10 protein-coding genes are annotated in these 17,515 nt (G+C 72.8%); 7 read left to right on the plus strand and 3 right to left on the minus strand.

The genetic code is table 11. The features are described 5' to 3' along the window. Positions 1 to 99: 99 nt before the first annotated feature. The 5 genes from ACTWQI_RS16720 to moeZ all read left to right on the plus strand — a co-directional run bounded on the left by ACTWQI_RS16720 (position 100) and on the right by moeZ (position 6,593). Positions 100 to 1,989, plus strand: coding sequence for a DUF3492 domain-containing protein (locus tag ACTWQI_RS16720; RefSeq protein ID WP_443271200.1), 1,890 nt, complete (start codon positions 100 to 102; stop codon positions 1,987 to 1,989). Continuing rightward, positions 1,986 to 3,434: a hypothetical protein gene (locus tag ACTWQI_RS16725; RefSeq protein WP_443271202.1), complete on the plus strand. Its 1,449-nt coding sequence runs from the start codon at positions 1,986 to 1,988 to the stop codon at positions 3,432 to 3,434. The genes ACTWQI_RS16720 and ACTWQI_RS16725 overlap by 4 nt, the downstream gene beginning before the upstream one ends. A 207-nt stretch (positions 3,435 to 3,641) precedes the next feature. Continuing rightward, positions 3,642 to 4,589 carry an NAD-dependent epimerase/dehydratase family protein gene (locus ACTWQI_RS16730; RefSeq protein WP_443271205.1) on the plus strand — a complete coding sequence of 316 codons (948 nt, stop codon included), beginning with the start codon at positions 3,642 to 3,644 and terminating at the stop codon, positions 4,587 to 4,589. Next, entirely contained in the window at positions 4,577 to 5,332 is a 756-nt protein-coding gene (locus ACTWQI_RS16735; RefSeq protein ID WP_443271207.1) for a spherulation-specific family 4 protein, read from the plus strand. Before ACTWQI_RS16730 ends, ACTWQI_RS16735 begins: the two co-directional genes overlap by 13 nt. A gap of 82 nt (positions 5,333 to 5,414) precedes the next feature. Beyond that, positions 5,415 to 6,593 (plus strand): adenylyltransferase/sulfurtransferase MoeZ, encoded by a 1,179-nt coding sequence (gene moeZ, locus ACTWQI_RS16740; protein WP_443271209.1) that lies wholly within the window; start codon positions 5,415 to 5,417, stop codon positions 6,591 to 6,593. A 285-nt stretch (positions 6,594 to 6,878) separates the two neighbouring features. On the opposite strand, the gene ACTWQI_RS16745 is transcribed toward moeZ, so the two are convergent. The 3 genes from ACTWQI_RS16745 to ACTWQI_RS16755 all read right to left on the minus strand — a co-directional run bounded on the left by ACTWQI_RS16745 (position 6,879) and on the right by ACTWQI_RS16755 (position 13,176). Then, positions 6,879 to 8,486: an alpha/beta hydrolase gene (locus ACTWQI_RS16745; protein ID WP_443271211.1), complete on the minus strand. Its 1,608-nt coding sequence runs from the start codon at positions 8,484 to 8,486 to the stop codon at positions 6,879 to 6,881. 112 nt (positions 8,487 to 8,598) lie between these two features. Beyond that, the gene (locus ACTWQI_RS16750; RefSeq protein WP_443271212.1) at positions 8,599 to 10,206 is read right to left on the minus strand and encodes an alpha/beta hydrolase; all 1,608 of its coding nucleotides are present in this window, start codon (positions 10,204 to 10,206) and stop codon (positions 8,599 to 8,601) included. A 144-nt stretch (positions 10,207 to 10,350) separates the two neighbouring features. Beyond that, a complete protein-coding gene (locus ACTWQI_RS16755; protein ID WP_443271214.1) occupies positions 10,351 to 13,176 on the minus strand; it encodes a flippase-like domain-containing protein in 2,826 nt (941 codons plus the stop codon). A 158-nt stretch (positions 13,177 to 13,334) separates the two neighbouring features. On the opposite strand from ACTWQI_RS16755, the gene ACTWQI_RS16760 reads away from it, so the two are divergent. Together ACTWQI_RS16760 and ACTWQI_RS16765 are read left to right on the plus strand one after the other, a co-directional pair. Further along, entirely contained in the window at positions 13,335 to 13,772 is a 438-nt protein-coding gene (locus ACTWQI_RS16760; protein ID WP_443271215.1) for an MGMT family protein, read from the plus strand. A 233-nt stretch (positions 13,773 to 14,005) separates the two neighbouring features. Next, positions 14,006 to 17,509, plus strand: coding sequence for an ATP-dependent helicase (locus tag ACTWQI_RS16765; RefSeq protein WP_443271217.1), 3,504 nt, complete (start codon positions 14,006 to 14,008; stop codon positions 17,507 to 17,509). The last annotated feature ends 6 nt before the right edge of the window (positions 17,510 to 17,515 follow it).

Genomic DNA, 17,515 nt, shown 5'->3' on the forward strand with positions numbered 1-17,515 from the left:
ACAACCGTCCATCGCGCCACCCGCCTGCCCGCATACGGTCTATCCGCCGCCGACCGGTGGCGGCCGCATGGAGACCGGATGGAGATCGGGGGTGCACACGTGCGCGTAGGACTGCTTACGGAGGGTGGATACCCGTATGCGGGCGGTGAGGGGTGGCTCTGGTGCGACCGGCTCGTGCGCGGGCTCACGAGCCACGAGTTCGAGGTGTACGCCCTGAGTCGCAGCGAGTGGCAGGAGGCCGACGGCTGGCTCGAACTGCCACCGCAGGTGCACCGCGTGCGCACCGCGCCGCTGTGGGGCGGGGTGGACGACTGGAGATCCGGAGCCGCGGCCGGCTGGGAGCACGGGCATTGCCATGGGGGACGCTACGGGCGGCGCGAGCGGCGGCGGTTCGCCGGGCACTTCGGCGAGCTGGCGGCGGGACTCTGTGGAGCGGCACAGCCAGGCGCCGTGGCCGCCGGGTCCGATGGGACGGCCGGGGCGGTGGGGGCTTCCGGCAGTCAGGCGGACCGTTTCAGCGCAGGTCTGTACGGGCTCGCCGAACTGGCCCGGGAGCGCGGCGGACTCCCCGCCGCCCTCCGCTCCGAGACGGCCGTACGCGTGCTGGAGAGGGCCTGCCGCGCCCCCGGCGCACTGCGCGGCGCGCACGCCGTCCAACTCCCCGGCCTCCTCACCGTCCTGGAGGCTCTGGAGCGCGCGCTGCGGCCGCTGTCCCTCGATTGGTACCGGGAAGGTGAGCAGGGGCTCGGCGGTGTCGAGCTCTGCCACGCCACGTCGGGCGGGTCGGCCGCGCTGCCCGGGCTGCTGGCCAAACGCTTCTTCGGCGTCCCGCTGCTGGTCACCGAGTACGGTGTGCGGCTGCGCGAGCACTACCTCGAGCACTCCGCCGCGCCCCTCTCCGCTCCCGTACGCGCCTTGCTCGCCTCCTTCCAGGGGCGATTGGCCGCGGAGGTGTACCGCCAGGCCTCCCTGATCACGCCGGGCAATACGCACGCCCGCCGCTGGCAGGAGCGGTGCGGCGCGGACCGGTCGAAGCTGCGTACCGTTTATCCGGGCATGGACGCGGGGCGCTTCACCGAGGTGGGCGACGCGGAGCCGTCGGACGAACCGGACGACCGCACGTTGGTCTGGGTCGGCCGGATCGAGCCCGCCAAGGACCTCGTCGCGCTGCTGCACGCCTTCGCGCGGGTGCGGGTCGCGGAGCCCGAGGCCCGGTTACGCATCGTGGGCGCGCCCGGCCGCCATCCCGACGCGGTCGCGTACGCCGCCCACTGCCGGGTGCTCGCCGCGCAGCTGTTCCCCGACGAGGCGGCGGACGCCGTCTCCGTCGGCCGGAACCCCGTCTCCTTCGAGGAGGTCGGCAGCCCGGAGGTCCCGGACCTCGTGGACGCCTACGCGGGGGCGGACGTCGTGCTGCTGTCGAGCGTCGTCGAGGGCTTCCCGCTCAGCCTGGTCCAGGCGATGTTCTGCGCGCGGGCTACCGTCTCGACGGACGTGGGCGCGGTGTGTGAAGTCATCGGCGGCACAGGGCTGGTGGTGCCCCCGCGGAACCCTCGTGCGCTGGCGGACGCGTGCGTCGCCCTGCTGCGCGACCCGGAGCGACGGGCTCGGCTCGGCGCGGCGGCCCGGGCACGGGCACTCGAACTCTTCACCGTCGAGCAGAACGTCGCGGCATTTCGTGGCATCTACCTGGAACTGATGTCGCGCTGCCCCGTCCCGCGGGAGAGCGTGGGCGCGGAAGGCGAGCCGCTGCCCTTCGCCCGGCCGCCGGAAGCCCATGTGCCAGGCCGCTGGGCCGCAGGCACCGCCGCTCAGCCGCCTGCTTCCGTGCCGCGCGCTCCGAGCTGGGCGGCGGCGCCCGGGAGCCCGCCCGGTGACACTACGGGCCGAGGGGTCGAGGAACCGTCTCCTGCGCGCGATGGCCGGCCCCGGGCCGAGCCGGTGGGAGCGGGAGCCGGACGCCTCATCCGCGCGGAGGCCGACGCATGACCAGACCTCGTAGCCCTCGTACGACCGACGACCGCGCGGCGGGGAGCGGGTCATCCGGTGCGGCGGGGACGTCCCGCGGCGGAGCCGGGCAGCCCGGACCGGCCGACCGGGAGTCGACACCGCCTCTGGGTCCGGGCCGGCAGCACCCGGAGTACGGCCCCGCCGCCCCTGCCAGCCCCGGCCCCTGGGATCCGCACTCCCAGGCGCTCCTCGCCGACGGGGCGATGGGCGCCGCTAAGGAGCCCCGCCTCCGGTCCGCGCGGTTCGGCGGACGCGTCGGCGCACGCCGAGGGTCCGCGGATCCGGTGAAGGCGCTGTTGCACCGGCATCGGGAGCTGTGCGAGCGGGCCGTGGATCCACTGGAGATCGCCGCTGGGCTGGAGGCGCACGGCGTTACCGACCGAACCGCTGCGCGCCTCCGTCACCGGGACGTGTTTTCGCTGGCGGAGGAGCTGTACGCGCGCGTGCCCCGGGCCGAGGTGCACCCGCGCGTGGCGCAGGACGACCCGGTCCGGGGCGCTGCGGGAAGTGTCCGGCGTGCCGCGCTGTATCTGCTGCCGGGCGCCTTCTGCCTGGCGGCCGTCGCCACAGCCCAGCCCGCTGTTGTGGACGACGCCGCCCTGCGATTGGGCGGCGGAGCGCTGGGCACCGCAGCTGCGGCTCTCGCGCTGAGATTCTGTCTGCGCAGCGGGTCCTTGAGCGTGTGCCGCGGTGCCATGGGCGCCGCGCCGCTGTGGACCTGCTGGCTGCTCGCGCAGCTGCTCTTCGGCGACGCGCTGCTCGAGCATCTTCTGCCCGCGGGCCCTGACGGCCATGTGCCCGGCTCGCACCTGCCGGCGGCACCGGCCGCCATCGCCCTCGCCTTCGCGGTCGGGCCCGCCGCCTGGTGTGCGCGATGGTTCGCCACCCGCGCCCGGCGCAGGCTGGCGGCGAGCCGCGGCCCGGGGGACTTCTCGGCCGGCGCCCGCCCCTTGCCGCTGACCGCCACAGCGCTGTTCCTGACCATGCTGGTGGCCCTGCTGCTCGCGGTCCGGACCGGTGACGCGTACCTCGGCGACGGTCCGTACGGCGACTGGTACGAGCGCTGGTACGGGGGCTGGTACGGGGGCTGGTACGGCACCGGGTCGCTCGCCGCGGCCGCGGCGCTCGGCACGCTGCTCTTCGTCGCCCGCCTGCTGGCCGTCCACGACCGGGGCTCCGCCGCAGCGAAGGGGCTGGCCACCGCCTGTGCGGTGGAGGTGGCGTTGCTCGGCACGGCCATGGCGGCCCGGCTGCCGGGATGCGCCGCCCTGGACGGCCCGATCGAGGCGGCGGTCGCGGCGTACGGCCCGGGCGTCGTGTCGCTGGCCGCTTGCGCAGCTGTCGTACCTGTCCTCTTGGCCCACGCGATGGTCGTCCTCTCCCGCGCCTCCGCCCACCCCTTCCCCCCGGCGGAGCCGCGATGACCGGCGACCTGGAGGCCGCGTCTGGCGCCGCGCCCGCTGGTGCGCCGGGTGCGCGCACGCCGTGAGGCCGCGCGGCGCTCCCCACAGTCCTCCACCCCCCACGCAATTCCCTCTAGGAGAACGCGAGATGACAGCACAACCCCGCACCACCGCAGCCCCTCCGCACAGCCCGGTGGAGCCGTCCCCGCGGCAGGGGGAGGGTGCGCGATGAGAGTGCTGCTGCTCGGTGCCAACGGATTCCTCGGACGGCATGTGGCGGACCGGCTGCTCGCCGACCCCGCCGTCCAGCTCACCGCGCTCGGGCGGGGCGACGACGCCGACGTCCGGTTCGACCTCGCCGCCGGCAGCCCCGGCGCGCTCACCCGGTTCCTCAACGCCGTGCACCCCGGCGTCGTGATCAACTGCGCCGGTGCGACTCGCGGCGGCGCCCGCGAACTGGCGCGGCACAACACCGTCGCTGTCGCCACCGTCTGCGAATCGCTGCGCCGCAGCAGTTGCGGAGCCCGTCTGGTGCAGATCGGCTGTGCGTCCGAGTACGGGCCCTCGCAGCCCGGTTCGTCCACCGCCGAGGAGGCGGTGCCACGCCCGGGCGGTCCGTACGGCGTGAGCAAGCTCGCAGCGACCGAGCTGGTGCTCGGTTCCGACCTCGACGCCGTCGTGCTGCGCATCTTCTCGCCGGCCGGCCCCGGCACCCCGGCCGGGTCCCCGCTCGGGCGGCTCGCCGAGGCCATGCGCCGCGCCATGCAGGCCGGCGACACGGAGCTCAAGCTGAGCGGGCTCGGCGTGCAGCGTGACTTCGTCGACGTACGGGACGTGTCGCGGGCCGTGCACGCGGCCTCCCTGTCCGCCGCGCAGGGCGTGGTGAACATCGGGACCGGCCGCGCCGTACGGCTGCGTGACGCCGCCGCCGTACTGGCGCGGGTGGCGGGCTACGGGGGCTCGATCCACGAACTGGACGCGGCCGCTGCCCGGGGCGGTCTCGGCGGGGCGGCCGAGCACCTGGGCATCCAGCCCGGCTACCCCTACCCGGACGGCTGCGGCAGTTGGCAGCAGGCGGACGTCCGTACGGCCCGTGACCGGCTCGGCTGGCGGCCGCGGATCAACCTCGAGGAGTCCCTCGCGGACATCTGGATGGAGGCGGCATGTCGCATCTGATCTTCACGGGTCCCCGGCCGGCCACGGTGGCCGGAGCGAGTCGGCTCGGCTTCGGTGTGCCGGGCTATGCGCATCCGCTGGTCGCCCCGGCCGAGTGGGCCGAGCTGACCCGCCCCGAGACGCCGTTGCACTGGGCGGTGCTCAACGTCTCCCGGGGACCTGGGGTCCAGCCCGACCCGCATTGCCTCGAGGCGGCGGGACGGCTGACGAACGCGGAGGTGCGGGTCCTCGGCCATCTCGACCTGCGGCACGGCACCCGCCCCTTCGGCGAACTGATCTCCGACGCCCACCACTTCCTCGACTGGTACAAGGTCGACGGCTTCTATCTGGACCGCTGCCCGGGGGAGCGCCCCGGGCTCGCCGAGGTCCGCCGCACGACCACCACGCTTCGGGCACTGCTGGAGGAGGCGTACGTCGTCTTCGGGCACGGTGCGCACCCGTGCCCGGAGTACGCGGAGATCGCGGACCAGTTGGTGACCTTCTCGGGACCGTGGTCGGAGTACCGCTGGTCGCAGGTTGCGGAGTGGACGGCGGAGTACTCGCCGCAGCGTTTCTGCCATCTGGTGCACGGCGTTCCGCGCACCCACCTGGAAGAGGCGATCCGGATCGCACGCTGGCAGGGCGCAGGGACGATCTACTTCACCGACCGCACGGACCAGGGGGGCGCTTGTGACCCCTGGGAGGCCCTTCCCGGCTACTGGGACGAAATCGTCTCGCGGGTCGGACCGGGTGTCTCGGAATGAGGTGAGGCGTGGCAGTGTTACGGAAGAGTGCCCCGCGCCCGCGGGGAAGATCCACATACTCTCACCGATCACCGGAGTCCCCGTGTCGCTGCCACCCCTGGTCGAGCCGGCTGCCGAGCTCACCGTCGACGAGGTTCGCAGGTACTCCCGCCACCTGATCATCCCGGACGTCGGGATGGACGGGCAGAAGCGGCTGAAGAACGCCAAGGTGCTGTGCGTCGGCGCAGGCGGCCTCGGCTCGCCTGCGCTGATGTACCTGGCCGCAGCCGGTGTGGGCACCCTCGGCATCGTGGAGTTCGACGAGGTCGACGAGTCGAACCTGCAGCGCCAGATCATCCACAGCCAGGCGGACATCGGCCGCTCGAAGGCGGCGTCCGCGCGTGACTCGGTGCTCGGGATCAACCCGTACGTGAACGTCGTACTGCACGAGGGCCGCCTCGAGGCGGACAACGTGATGGAGATCTTCTCCCAGTACGACCTGATCGTGGACGGCACCGACAACTTCGCCACCCGCTATCTGGTCAACGACGCGTGCGTACTGCTGAACAAGCCGTACGTCTGGGGTTCGATCTACCGCTTCGACGGTCAGGCGTCGGTCTTCTGGAGCGAGCACGGTCCGTGCTACCGCTGCCTCTACCCGGAGCCGCCGCCGCCCGGCATGGTCCCCTCCTGCGCGGAGGGCGGCGTGCTCGGCGTGCTCTGCGCGTCGATCGGCTCGATCCAGGTGACCGAGGCCATCAAGGTGCTCACCGGCAGCGGCGACCCGCTGGTCGGGCGTCTGATGATCTACGACGCCCTGGAGATGAACTACCGGCAGGTCAAGGTCCGCAAGGACCCGGAGTGCGCGGTCTGCGGCAAGAACCCGACCGTCACCGAGCTGATCGACTACGAGGCCTTCTGCGGGGTCGTCTCGGACGAGGCACAGGAGGCGGCCCAGGGCGCGACCATCACGCCGAGCCAGCTCAAGGAGTGGATCGACGCCGGCGAGAGCATCGACATCATCGATGTCCGCGAGCCGAACGAGTACGAGATCGTCTCGATCCCCGGCGCCCGGCTGATCCCGAAGAACGAGTTCCTCATGGGCAACGCGCTGGAGGGCCTGCCGCAGGACAAGAAGATCGTCTTGCATTGCAAGACGGGTGTCCGCTCCGCGGAAATCCTCGCCGTCCTGAAGAACGCGGGCTTCGCGGACGCGGTGCACGTGGGAGGCGGCGTGATCGGCTGGGTCAACCAGATCGAGCCTTCCAAGCCGGTCTACTGACGTAGGGTCAGTCCCCAGCTACTCCCCCAGCTACCGCCGGGGGCGCCCCCACCCCCAGACTCCGTCCGGGAGGTGCCCCCCAGGGGGTGCCCGCACCGCTCAGGAGACGCTCGAAGGGTCTGCTCACCATCCGGTGAGCAGACCCTTCGCGTTGGGCCAGGGCCGCGGCGGCCCGCGCGGCCTCCGGCCCCGCGCCGGGCTCGACGGCCCACCGCAGCGGACCGCCCCGCCCGCCGGGCCTTCGAGGGAAACGGCCCCCAGGCCGGCGAACGCCGCCGCCGGCGGCTAGGCGCAGACCGTGCCGTCTTGTGGGATCTTCCCTTCGAGGAGGTAGGCGTTCACGGTCTGCGCCACGCATTTGCTGCCGCTGGTGTACGCGCCGTGGCCCTCGCCCTCGTACGTGATCCGGACGCCGACACCCTTCCCGAGCTCGTCGGCCATCCGCGCCGCGCCCTCGTACGGCGTCGCCGGATCGCCGGTGGTGCCGACGACGAGGATCGGGCCGGCGCCGTCCGCGTTCACCTCCGGGTCGTCCCATGCGCCCGCCACCGGCCACCCGGCGCACCATCCGGCCAGATCCCAGGCCAGGAAGTCGCCGAAAACGGGGGAGGCCTTCCGGAACGTCGGCAGTTGCTTCTTGATCTCCGCAACGGTCGGCCGCTGTTTGCTGTCGGCACAGGAGATGGCCCGCTGGGAGTGGTTCTGGGTGGCGTAGTGGCCCCGCTCGTCACGGCCGTTGTAGGAGTCGGCCATGGTGAGGAGAAGATCGCCCTTGCGCTCGTTGATCGCCTGCTGAAGCCCCTGCGTCAGATACGACCAGGTGCTCCGGCTGTACAACGGCGCGACGATGCCGATGAGCGCCTGGCTCTGGGTGAGTTGGCGGCCGCTGTCGGTCGGCAGCGGATTCTTGTCGAGCCTCTCCAGCAGCTCGCCGATCCGTCGGCCGCCCTGCTGCGGATCGGCGCCGGCCGGGCAGGCCGCGCCCTTCTTCGCGCAGTCCTTGAGGTAGCTGTGCAGCGCTCGCTGGAATCCCGTGGCCTGATGGAGCGCCTGCTGCCGGGCGTCCGCTGACGGGTCGACCACCGCGTCCAGGACCGTCCGTCCCACCCGCTCCGGGAACTGGTGGGCGTAGACCGCTCCGAGTTCGGTGCCGTACGAGAAGCCGAAGTAGTGGAGCTTCCGGTCGCCGAGGACGTGGCGCATGAGATCCATGTCACGGGCGGCATCGGCGGTACCCACATGCGGCAGCATGTCGCCGGAGCGGCGCTGGCACCCTGCGGCGAAGTCCCGGCCGTCCGCCATGAACGCTTCTTCCTCCGCCGCGTCGTCAGGTGTGGCGTCGACCCGGGAGGCGGCTTCGAGCTGCTTGTCGTCCCGGCACACCACGCCCGAACTCATCCCGACCCCGCGCGGGTCGAAGCTCAGCAGGTCGTAACGGGCGCTCAGCGCTTCAAAGTCCTTGGCCGAGCGGGGGAGGGACGCCACGCCCGAGCCGCCGGGGCCGCCGAAGTTGAACAGGAGTGAGCCGATCCGCCTCCTGCTGTCCTCGGCCTTGTTGCGGATCATGGCGATCCCGATCGTCCTGCCCCCCGGTTCGCTGTAGTCGAGCGGCGCCTTGAGGGTCGCGCACTCCCAGCCGTGGCCGGGGGCCTTCGCGTCACGTCCCACTGCTCGGATGGGGGCGGCGCAGGTCTTCCAGCGGAGCTTCTGCCCGGTGAGCGAGGAGGGCAGCGGGGCGGGTGGCCGGGTGCCCGAGGGGGCAGCGCGTCCGGAGGGAGCGGGGCTCGCGGACGGCTTTCCCTGGGAGCCGGTGCCGTCGCCACAGCCGGCCACGGCCCCGGCCAACAGCAGGGCGACGGCGACCAGGGCGCCCTCCCGGAGGGATCTGGACATACGTGCTCCACTTTCGACTCGGCCGTCGGCTGTGGGGTGCACGACGCGGTACGGGTGCTGGCCCGCGCCATGGTAATGACCGCCCTGGCGAATACCGCCGCGACCTGCGGAGTTATCGGCAGACCTGACCGTCCGCGGGCAGTTTCCCGTCGAGGAGGTAGGCGTCGACCACGCCCGTCACGCAGTTCCTGCTGCCGTAGGCACCATGGCCTTCACCGCGGTTGGTGACCTCGATGCCCACGCCCTCGCCGAGCCCGTCGGCCATCCGCCGCGCGCCTTCGTACGGGGTGGCCGGGTCACCGGTGGTGCCGACGACGACGATCGGAGCCGATCCCTTCGCGGTGACGTCCAGGCGCTCCGCCTCGCCTGCGACCGGCCAGTCCGTGCACTGCAGCATGCCCCACGCCAGGGATTCCCCGAAGACGGGCGATGCCTTGCGGAACTCCGGCAGCCGTGCCTCGACATCCTCCGTTGTGTAGCGCGGCTTTTCGTCGGCGCAGACGATCGCGGTGTTGGCGGCCTGGATGTTGCTGTACCGGCCCTTCTCGTCGCGGCCCGCCAGCACGTCGGAGAGGGCGAGGAGAAGATTCCCTGTCTTGAGCTCCTGTGCTTCCTGGAGCCCTTCCTTCAGATACGTCCAGCTCTCCTGGGAGTAGAGCGCCGAGATGATGCCGCTCAGGGCCAGGGAGGAGGTGAGCTCGCGGCCGTCCGTCGTCGGCAGCGGCTCGTCGTCGAGCCGGTCCAGCAGCTCGGTGATCCGCGTGACGCCCTGCTGCGGGTCGGCGCCGACGGGGCAGGGCGCCCCGTCCTCGGCACAGTCCTCCAGGAAGTTGTCCAGCGCGCGTTGGAAACCATCGGCCTGGCCGAGCGTGGCCTGCACCGGGTCCTCCGTGGGGTCGACCACGGCGTCGAAGACGACGCGGCCCACGTTCTTCGGGAACTGGTGGGCGTAGACGGCGCCGAGTTCGGTGCCGTACGAGAAGCCGAGGTAGTTCAGCTTCCGGTCGCCGAGGACATGGCGCAGAAGGTCCATGTCGCGTGCGGCGTCGGCGGTGTGCACGTGCGGCAGGACCGTGCCGGAGTTCTTCTCGCAGGCCTCGGTGGTCTTCCGGGCGGCGGTGAGGGCCGCCTTCTTCTCCGCGGCGTCGTCCGGGCTGGTGTCGATGGCGCGCAAGTCGTCGAGGGTTTTGTCGTCCACGCAGCGCACGGGGCTGCTGGCCCCGACTCCTCGCGGGTCGAAGCTGACCAGGTCGTAGCGCGTTCGCAGCTTCTCGTACTTCTCCTGCGCGGCAAGCGGGAGAGTGCGGACGCCGGAGGCGCCGGGGCCGCCGAAGTTGAAGACCAGCGAGCCGATCCGGCGGTCCTGGTCCTTGGCCTCGGCGCGGATGACAGCGATGCCGATGCGCTCGCCGTCGGGTTTGGCCCAGTCCAGGGGGGCCGTCAGCTGGGCGCACTCCCAGTCGGTGCCGTCGGGCAGCGGCTCAGGCCTGCCGGAATCCGCGCCCTGGAGAGGGGACGGGGCCAGGCAGCTCTTCCAGTCGAGCTTCTGGGCGGTGAGGGGGCCGGAGTCAGGGCGCTCGTCGTCACCGCTGCAGGCGGTGGTCGCCGTGGCGGCGAGCAGGGCCGCCGCGGCGACGGCGCCGACGCGCCGGGCTGGGGGTACCACCCAGCGGTAGCTGGGGGAGTGCCCCCAGGGGGAGGAACCTGCTGTTGTCGCCATGTCGCTCCCCTCCCCCAGCTACCGCTGGGAGGTACCCCCACTGCGTCACCCTCTTCAGCACAGTAGATCAGGGGTACGGGCGACGGTCATGTGTGCCGGAGCGGGGTGAACGACGTCCCCTCCGGGGCGTGGGCGACCGATGGCTCAGATCGCTTCCTTGCGGGTGAGATGGGTGAAGGACAGCCAGCCGGGCAGCACGGGCAGCCAGAACGTCATCAGCCGGAAGAGCAGGACCGACGGCGCGGCGATCTCGTACGGCAGCCCCGCCAGCGTCAGCGCCGTGATGAGGGCCGCCTCCACTGCGCCCACGCCGCCGGGGGTCGGAGCGGCCGACCCCAGTGCGTTGCCGGTCAGGAAGACCACGGCGATGGTGGCGTAGCTCAACTCCCCGCCGAACGCCCGGATCGACGCGTCCAGACACATCACGAAGGCGGCCGTCAGCAGCAGCATGCCGCCGATGCCGGTGAGCAGCTTCTTCGGCCGTTGCAGGACGTCCAGCATGCGCGGGACGACACCGGCGAACAGCGACCGGACGCGGGTGACCACGAACTTCCGCAGCGCCGGGATCGCGGTTGCCACGAGGACCAGCACCGCGGCCGTGAGGAGCCCGGCGATCACGGCGCGCGACGGGGACAGCGTCGACGAGGTGCGTTCGGTCCCGGTCATGTAGCCGAAGATCAGCAGCAGAATGATATGGCTGCCCAGGCCGAAGAGCTGGGACGCTCCGACGCTGGCGACCGCCAGACCGGGGCGCACCCCTGCGCGCTGCAGGAAGCGGGCGTTGAGCGCCACACCGCCGACGGCGGCCGGGGCGACCAGCTTCACGAAGGACCCGGCGATCTGCGCCACGATCGTACGGGGGAAGGGCACCTTCTCCGGTACGAAGCCCAACAGGGCCATGGCCGCGGCCACATAGGACAGCGCGGAGAAGCACGCCGCGGCCCCGACCCAGGCCCAGTTGGCCCCGCCGATGGTCTCGCCGAGCTTGATGTGCGTGAACTGGGACAGCAGGAGGTAGGCGGCGAAGGCGCCGGCGATCCAGATGACGAGGGTGCGCGGCTTGATCCGCTCCAGACGGGCCGGTTCGACCGGTGCCTGCGGCCGGATCAGCAGCACCTGCTGCCGGATCTGGGAGAGCAGGTCCTCCTCGCGGGCCTCTTCCACAGCCTCGTCGATGGCCTTCTTCTCCGCCTGCTTCTCGGCGCGCAGCGTCTTGCGGGCGGCGGCCGTCGCCGTGTCCCTCCCCTCGGGACCCCACTCGCCCTTCGCCTCCCGGGCGGCGTGCGCCGCCTCCAGCACCGCCTCGCGCTCCCGCTGCGCGCGCTCCCGCGCCAGCTGCCGCAACGTGGCGCGGGTGCTGCGGCTCAACGCGATGGGCTGGAGCAGCGGCAGGCTGTCGGCGACGGCGTCCGGGCCGAGGACGTCGACGGCCGCGGCCACCGACCGTTCGGCGCCGACCCGCAGGGCGAGCGTGGTGAGCAGCTGGGCGATGTCCATGCGCAGGACCAGGTCGCCTGCCGCGATCTCACCGCCGCGCAGCTCGGTGAGGGCCACGGCGCCGGAACGATCCACCACGATCGCGTCCGCCACCAGCCGACGGTGCGCAATGCGCCGCGACTGGAGCGCCTTCACCTGCCGCCACGTGCTGCGCAGCAGTTCGTCGGTGATCGCTTCGTCCGGCAGGCTGTCCAGGCTGCGGCCGCCGGTGTGCTCGTAGACGAGCATGACGGCGTCGGGCCCGAGTTCGGAGGTGGCGATCAGCTTGGGGGCGTTGGCGCCGGCGGCGATCGCCGCGTACGCCAGCAGCGCCTCCTGTTCCAGGGCCTGGCGCAGGGACTGGAGGCTGCGGCGCTGGGTGATCCCGCGCAGTGCCAGGCGCCGCCAAACGCGGTAGTAGAAGCCCTGGGCCTGCTGCTCGCGGTCGACGACGGTGACGTCGAGCGGTGGCCCGTCCTCCAAGGTGACGCGGTAGCGGCGGCCGCGCTCCAGGCTGTCGGCGTCCGGGTGCTCGTCGGCACGCAGCGCGGTGACCGGGTTGAAGCCGACCCGGCGCAGTCCGGCGAGGAGGTTCTGGCCGGTGGGCCGGACGTTCGGGGAGCCGACGGCGTAGAGCGTGCCGTAGGCGACCGTCCAGCCGATCAGGACGGTGACGATGATCGAGAACGGCGTGGTGAAGCCGCCGATGAGCGCCGCGGAGACCTGGAGCAGCAGCACGGCCCACAGCGCCACCCGCCAGTGCGGGCGCCGGGCCATGCCGACCGCCGTCATATAGGCGATGACGGGGGCCAGATAGCCGTGCACGGGGTCGGTGATCTCACCGCTGGGGGCCTGCTTGGTCAGCGCGTCCTGAATCGAGTCGGGGGCCGTGCTGGCCACCCACAGGTCGGTGGCCAGGGAGACGCCGTGCGCCAGGACGGCGGCGAGCACCCCGTCGGCGATGCGCAGTCCGTCGCGCTTGATCAGCCGCTCGATGGCGAACGCGACCGGGACGATGAGGACGAGGACGCTGGAGGCGAAGCCGGTGAAGCTGGTCAGCAGGTCGGGTGCCTGGCCGGTGCCCTTGCCGATGTCCTGTTCCAGACCCTCGGTCGTGCCATGGGCGAAGGCGGCGATGGCGAGTACGACGATGATGCCGAGGATGCCCATCAGCAGCCGGACGAGGTCGGAGGGCCGGTGCACGCGCGCAGGGAGCAGGGGCTCATCGCCGGAGACGCGGTCGACGGGGGCCTCGTCGCCGTTGCCGTCTCCGCTGCTGCCGCCGGGGCTGGGGCTGGGGGCGCGGTCGCCGTGGCCCACGGACGTGCTGCCGTGGGGGCCATCCCCGGCCCCTCGCGGGTGTGCACGGCCGTTCTCGAGGCCGGTGCGATCGGGGCGACCGCTTTCCGGGCGCAGCAGGCCGTCAGAGGTGCGCGTCTCCTCCGAGGGCTGCGCACTCTGCTGTTCGGCTGTCTCTCGTCGATCTCGTATCACCAGTCACCGCCCGGAAGATGGTGGCATGGCCCGGCGGCGGAGGAGGGCATCAGGGTGCATTTCGGGGGCGCGGCCCCGGGAAGGCACGCCCTCGGGTGGTGCTGCGGGCACCGCGACCGGCCGCCCCGGCTGTCGGTGCCGTGGGGCAGGATGGCCGGATGAGTGCGGAGAGCGGACCGGTTGCAGAACTGCCGGACTACGCGGAGCGGGTCCTTGACGTCGCCGAGCTGATTCCGCCCGGCAGGGTGATGACGTACGGGGACGTCGCCGAGTGGCTCGCCGAAGAAGGGGGGCCCGAAGGGCCTTCGAATGAGGGTGGTGGTGGGCGACGGGTGGGGGGACCCCGGCAGGTGGGCCGGGTGATGGCGCTCTACGGCGGAGCGGTGCCGTGGTGGCGTGTCGTCCGCGCGGACGGCGTGCTGCTGCCCGGCCACGAGCAGCAAGCGCTCGAGCACTACCGCGCCGAGGGCACACCGCTGCGCACCGCGAGGCGAGCGGCCACCGGCCGTATGCCGAAGATCGACATGGCTCGGGCCCGCTGGGACGGCGGTGCGGCCGCCGGCAGTGCCGGCATGGACGAAACGGTTCATATCTGACAGCTTCCGCCATTCGGCGTCGAAGAGTGATCGGAAGCCCGCCCGGGGCGGGCGGAAGGGAGCGAGAGGTAACCATGTGACCGGCGAGACGCCCTGCGCCACCCGGCGCAGGAGGCGTACCGTCGCCACCACTCTCTCAGCCCAGTCTTCCGCACCGACCGGGCCGTCACCCGCCCCTTGCGGCCGCACGACATGCCACGCGACCCAGCACGACCACCAGGACCGGCGACCACGTGAGCTCCTCCTCCCCGCCTCCCTCGCCGCACCGGCAGGTACGACACCCGGCCCCCGGCGCGTACCGGCTGGTGCGCACACCGCCGGAGCCGGTGGACCCTGTTGTTCCGGACGCACGCCAGCGGGCTGTGGTTGAGCATCCCGGGGGTCCGCTGCTGGTCCTCGCCGGACCTGGGACGGGCAAGACGACCACACTCGTCGAAGCGGTCGCGGCGCGGGTGGCCAAGGGGACCGACCCGGACCGGATCCTCGTGCTCACCTTCAGCCGCAAGGCGGCGGTCGAACTGCGCGACCGGATGGCCGCCCGGCTCGGTGGGGTCTCCTCCGCCGGCGGCCAGGGGCGGGACCCCCGGGCGGTGGGCGCAGGACGCTCGTACAGCCCGCACGCGACGACGTTCCACTCGTACTGCTACGCGCTGGTCCGCGCCCATCAGGACGCCGACCTGTTCGTCGACCCGCTGCGGCTGCTCTCCGGACCGGAGCAGGACGTCATGGTGCGCGAACTGCTCGAGGGCCAGATCGAGCTGGAGGCGGCCGGGCGCGGAAGGATTCCCTGGCCCGACGAGCTGCGGGCCTGCCTGACCACGCGGGGCTTCGCCGACGAGGTGCGCGCGGTACTGGCGCGCAGCCGGGAGCTCGGCCTCGGGCCGGAGTCCCTGGCGGCCTTCGCGGCGCGGACGGGACGGCCCGACTGGGGCGCGGCCGCCTCCTTCCTCGCCGAGTATCTGGACGTCCTCGACGCGCGGGGAGTGATCGACTACGCGGAGCTGGTGCACCGGGCGGTGCTCCTGGCCGAGCGGCCGGAGGTCGCGGCGGACCTCGCCGCCCGCTACGACGCGGTCTTCGTCGACGAGTACCAGGACACCGACCCGTCCCAGGTGCGGCTGCTGCGGGCCCTGGCCGGGAATCCGGAGATGCCACTCGGTAGGCACGCTCACGAGGGCGGTGGCGGGCGAGGGGCCGGCCGCACGCTGGTCGCATTCGGCGATCCGGACCAGTCGATCTACGCCTTCCGGGGCGCCGACGTGGGCGGCATCCTCGAGTTCCCGTACACCTTCCGGAAGGCCGACGGCACCCCGGCGGACGTCGAGGTGCTCGGCACCTGCCGCCGCTCCGGCGCGGCACTGCTGGCCGCCACCCGGCTCATCACCCGTCGTCTGGCGCTGACCCGGCTCCCGGCGGACGCGGTGCGCGCCCACCGGGACCTGACCGCCGTACGGGACGGGGGACGCGTCGAGGTCTTCACCTACCCGACGGCGGGCGCCGAGCTCGACAACATCGCCGACATCCTGCGCCGCGCGCATCTGGAGGACGGCGTGCCGTGGAGCGAGATGGCGGTGCTGGTACGCGCCGGGGGGCGCTCGATCCCTTCCGTGCGCCGTGCCCTCACCTCTGCCGGCGTCCCCGTCGAGGTCGACGGCGACGACCTGCCACTCCGCCACGAGTCGGCGGTGGCGCCGCTGCTGACGGCCCTTCGGGTGGCGGCCAAGGCCGCCCTCGGTGCGCCCCGGACAGCGGGGTCCGCCGGGGCCGGGGCGGCGGAGTCAGGCGCCGAGGCAGCGGAGGAGATGGGATCCGCGCCCGCTGCGCCGCCCACGGACTCCGCGGAGTCAGGCGCCGACGTCGAGACCGCCATCGCCCTGCTGACCTCGCCACTCGGCGGCATGGACACAGCCGACCTCCGTCGGCTCGGGCGGGCTCTGAGGGATGAGGAGCGGGCCGCCGGCCGCCCGCTGCCCCGCCCGTCCGACGTCCTCATCGCTGAGGCGCTCGCTCAGCCCGAGCGTCTCACCGCTCACGACCCGGCGTACGCGCACGGGGCCCAGCGCCTGGGACAGCTGCTGCGCCGGGCCCGCGAGTTGCTGGCGGGCGGCGGAACCGCCGAGCAGGTCCTGTGGGAGCTCTGGGACGGCACGCCGTGGCCGCAGCGGCTGGAGCGCGCCGCGCTGCGCGGAGGCGCGGCCGGGCGGAATGCCGACCGCGATCTCGACGCGGTCTGCGCCCTGTTCGAGACCGCCACCCGCGCCGAAGAGCGCACCGGCGGGCACGGCGCCCTCAATCTCCTCGACGAGCTCGAGGCCCAGGACATCGCCGCCGACACCCTGTCCGGCCGCGCCGTCCGCCCCGACGCCGTACGCCTGATGACGGCACACCGCTCCAAGGGCCTTCAGTGGCGGCTCGTCGTCCTGGCGGGCGTTCAGGAGGGCCTGTGGCCCGACCTGCGGCGGCGTGGATCGCTTCTCGAGGCGGACCGGATCGGCCGCGACGGCATCGCCGAGCCGCTCACGCCCGGTGCCCTGCTCGCCGAGGAGCGCCGGCTGTTCTACGTCGCCGCCACCCGCGCCGGGGAGCGGCTCGTCGTCACCGCCGTCAAAGCACCGGCCGAGGACGGCGACCAGCCCTCCCGCTTCCTCACCGAACTCGGCGTCGAACCGGTCGACATCGCCCACCGCCCCCGCCGCCCGCTCTCCGTCGCGGCACTCGTCGCGGAGCTGCGCGCCACCACCGTCGACCCGTCCGCCTCCGCGGCGCTGCGCGACGCCGCGGCACGTCGGCTGGCCCGGCTGGCCGCCCTGCGGGACGACGGCGGCCAGCCGCTTGTGCCGTCCGCGCATCCCTACCGCTGGTGGGGTCTGTTCGAGCCGACGCACAGCGACGTGCCGCTGCGGGACCCGGCCCGCCCCGTCGCCCTCTCCGGCAGCGCCCTGGACCAACTCGTGGGAAGGTGCTCCCTCCAGTGGTTCCTGGGGCGTGAAGTGAAGGCGGACACGCCCTCGACCGCCGCCCAGGGCTTCGGCAACGTCGTGCACGTCCTCGCCGACGAGGTCGCCTCCGGCCGAACCCCCGCCGACCTGGCCGTTCTCATGGAGCGCCTGGACTCCGTCTGGGATGCCCTCGCCTTCGACGCCCCCTGGAAGTCCCAGCAGGAGAAGGAGAACGCCCGCGCCGCCCTGGAGCGCCTCCTGCGCTGGCATGTCATGGACCGCTCCGGGCGCACGCCGGTGGCGACCGAGCACGACTTCGACGTGACCCTGGAGGCGGACTCCTACTCCGTGCGCATCCGGGGCAGCATGGACCGCATCGAGAAGGACGCCCAGGGCCGTGCCTACGTCGTCGACTTCAAGACCGGCAGGACGAAGCCGACGAGTCGGGAAGTGGCCCGCCATCCGCAGCTCGCGGTCTACCAGCTGGCGGTACGAGAAGGGGCGGTGGACGGCGCGTTCGACGGGCGCACGCCCGAGCCCGGGGGCGCGGAGCTGGTCCATCTGCGCCTGGGCGCCCCCAGGAAGGACGGTGGCGATCCGGTTCCCGCGGTCCAGGCCCAACAGCCCCTGGAACAGGGGTCGCCCGAGGACCCGGGATGGGTCGGTGAACTGCTGGCCACCGCGGCCGGCCGGGTTCTCGACGAGCGCTTCTCACCCAGCACCGGGCAGCACTGCCGGCACTGTGCTTTCCGCGGCTCCTGCGGCGCGCAGCCCGAGGGCCGTCACATCGTGGAATGAACCGCA

This window comes from Streptomyces sp. KR80, from assembly GCF_052245555.1.
GTDB lineage: Bacteria > Actinomycetota > Actinomycetes > Streptomycetales > Streptomycetaceae > Streptomyces.